The sequence below is a fragment of the Streptomyces sp. NPDC007162 genome, from assembly GCF_040634175.1.
Classification (GTDB): Bacteria; Actinomycetota; Actinomycetes; order Streptomycetales; family Streptomycetaceae; genus Streptomyces.
The window spans coordinates 1-2,443 of record NZ_JBEYFC010000860.1; the positions used below are offsets into that span (position 1 = coordinate 1).

2 protein-coding genes and 2 pseudogenes are annotated in these 2,443 nt (G+C 69.5%); 1 reads left to right on the forward strand and 3 read right to left on the reverse strand.

Going from position 1 to position 2,443, the window contains the following annotated elements; all coding sequences use genetic code 11:
* Window positions 1-226, reverse strand: a pseudogene (locus ABZ646_RS45010) (hypothetical protein); the annotation flags it as partial.
* A 16-nt stretch (window positions 227-242) separates the two neighbouring features.
* On the opposite strand from ABZ646_RS45010, the gene ABZ646_RS45015 reads away from it, so the two are divergent.
* Entirely contained in the window at window positions 243-620 is a 378-nt protein-coding gene (locus tag ABZ646_RS45015) for a lipocalin family protein (RefSeq protein ID WP_360533123.1), read from the forward strand.
* Window positions 621-1,092: 472 nt separating this feature from the next.
* Here ABZ646_RS45015 and ABZ646_RS45020 read toward each other — a convergent pair whose 3' ends face one another.
* Window positions 1,093-1,473, reverse strand: a complete 381-nt coding sequence (locus ABZ646_RS45020; RefSeq protein ID WP_360533126.1) for a Rid family hydrolase — start codon at window positions 1,471-1,473, stop codon at window positions 1,093-1,095.
* Between the two features lie 48 nt (window positions 1,474-1,521).
* Window positions 1,522-2,443, reverse strand: a pseudogene (locus tag ABZ646_RS45025) (aldehyde dehydrogenase family protein); the annotation flags it as partial.

Below are 2,443 nucleotides of genomic sequence, written 5' to 3' on the forward strand. Positions count from 1 at the left end.
GCTGGCCCGCGTCGGCCGGGGCGGTGAGGATCTGCTGGTAGGCGGGGTGGTCCGGGATGTCGGGGCGGTCCGGCCCGGTGGCGGGTGAGGGCAGCGGGAGAGCGAGGAGGGTCTTGCGGGTGATGCGTAGGCTCTCGCTCTCCGCGTCGAGTTCGCCGAGCTGCCGGGTGAGTTCTTCGATGCGGGCCCGGAACCGGCAGTGGGGCCCGCTGCCCGCTGCGAACACGTTCAAGTGGTCCTGGATGAACCTCGGCATGCCCGGCGGTGACAAGATCGCCGTCTGGGACGCCCTGTCTCTGTCCAGCGGGAAGCAGGAGACCTGCGCCACCGTGATGCACCCGGACGGTTCGTACGAACTGGCGGCGGTCACGCCCTTCGCGCAGGGCGCCCGCGACTTCTGGAAGAGCCCGGAGACCGGACAGGTCTACCCCACGCGGTGGAAGATCACCATTCCCAGCCTGAAGACCTCGCTCACCGTGACCACCAGTCCGAAGGAGCAGGAGACCGCGGGCCCGAACATGAACCGCTATGAGGGCACGGCCACGTTCACCGGCAAGTACCAGGGCCGCCACGTGACCGGCGTGAACCTCGTCGAGACGGTGGGCAACTGGACCCCGTGACCGGCTGACCGACGACGCACCAAGCGGTCCTGTGGGCCCACGTCCACGGGGCTGCCGCCGTAGTCCTGCTTCCCCGGGTTGAGGCCGGCAACTTCCCCGGTGAACCTCACCAGCGGCGAGCGTGCCTCAAACCTTCGTCGATCAAGTCGTCTGCCCAATATGGGGAAGAAGTTGATCGCCGACACGCCTGGGCGACGGCTGTCCGGGCCGCGGCTCCCGTCCAGTCGGTGGCCGCGAACGCCTTGGTCGACGTCGTCGCGTGAGAGTCGTCTCCCACCGGTCGGAAGGAGCTCTTCCAGCCGGTGGGAGACGTGTGATTCGTGCCCATGGCCCCTGCTTCCTTGCGGGGATGAGGCGTCTGGGGGCCATGCCCCGCTGGATGCTTTCCGGCCCCCGGTGGAGGGTGGCGGGGACCGTACGTACACCAGGCATGAGGCAGTGGATCGACGTGCGGGTGCTGTGGTGTCAGTTATCAGGGGCGTACGGCCAGCACGTCCACCTCGATCAGCGCCCCGGGTGCGAGACCGGCGGAGACCGTCGTCCGCGGCGGAAACGGCGCGGCCAGGACGCTGCGGTAGGCGGCGTCCATCGCGTCGAAATCGTCGTCGGAGGCGAGGTAGATGCGGACCATCAGCACGTCCTCCCACCCGGCAAGGTCCGCGGCCAGGATCGCCTCGATTTGTTCGAGCACACGGCGGGTCTGGTCGGCCACGTCGGACTTGACGAGGGTCCCGTTTATGGGGTCGGTGGCCAGCTGGCCGCAGACCTGGAGGAAGGGGCCGATACGGCGGCCTTGGCTGTAGGCGCCGACCGGGGCGGGGGCGGCCGGTGTGGTGACGGTGGTGAAGGGCATGGCTTCTCCGAGGGTTTGAGGTGAGCGTGGCCGGGCCGGCGGAGCCGGTCAGGCAGGGTGGACCGCGCTCATGACGTGCTTGACACGCGTGTAGTCGGCGAGGGCGTAGGCGGACAGGTCCTTGCCGTGGCCGGAGTGCTTGAAGCCGCCGTGCGGCATCTCTGGGGTGAGCGGGCCGTGGGTGTTGATCCAGACGGCGCCGAAGTCGAGCGTGGCGGTGGTCCGTTGTACCCGGCTGTGGTCGCGGGTCCACACGGACGCGGCCAGGCCGTACGGCTGGTGGTTCGCGAGTTCTATGGCCTCTTCTTCGGCGCTGAACCGCTGCACGGTGAGGACGGGTGCAAAAAATCTCCTCCTGCACAATTTCGTCGCGCTGTCGCAGGCCCGAGATGACCGTCGGGGCGAGGAAGAAGCCGCGGTCGCCGACGCGGTGGCCGCCGGTGCGGACCGTGGCGTGTGCGGGGAGCCGCTCGATCAGGCCGAGGACGCGGTCGAGTTGGGCCTTGCTGTTGAGAGGGCCGTAGGCGAGTCCGGTGAGAGGCGGCGGTCCGGTGACCGTTGCTTTGGCTCGGGTGACGAGGGCGTCCAGGAGTGCGTCGTGGACGCTGTCATGCGCCAGGATGCGGGTGGCGGCGGTGCAGTCCTGGCCGGCGTTGTAGAAGCCGCCGGCGATGATGCCGTCGGCCGTCGCCTCGACGTCTGCGTCCTCGAAGACGAGGACGGCGGCGTTTCCGCCGAGTTCGAGGTGGGTTTGCTTGACGTCGGCCGCTGCCGCGCGGGCGACCTCGATGCCCGCCCGGGTCGATCCGGTAATGGATACCAGCGCCGCCGCCGGGTGGGCGATGAGGGCGCGGCCCGTGTCGCGGTCGCCGAGGATGACGTTGACCACGCCCGGCGGCAGGAAGGCCGCTGCCGCCTCGGCCAGCAGGACGGTGCTGGTCGGTGTCGTCTCGGCGGGCTTGAGGACGGT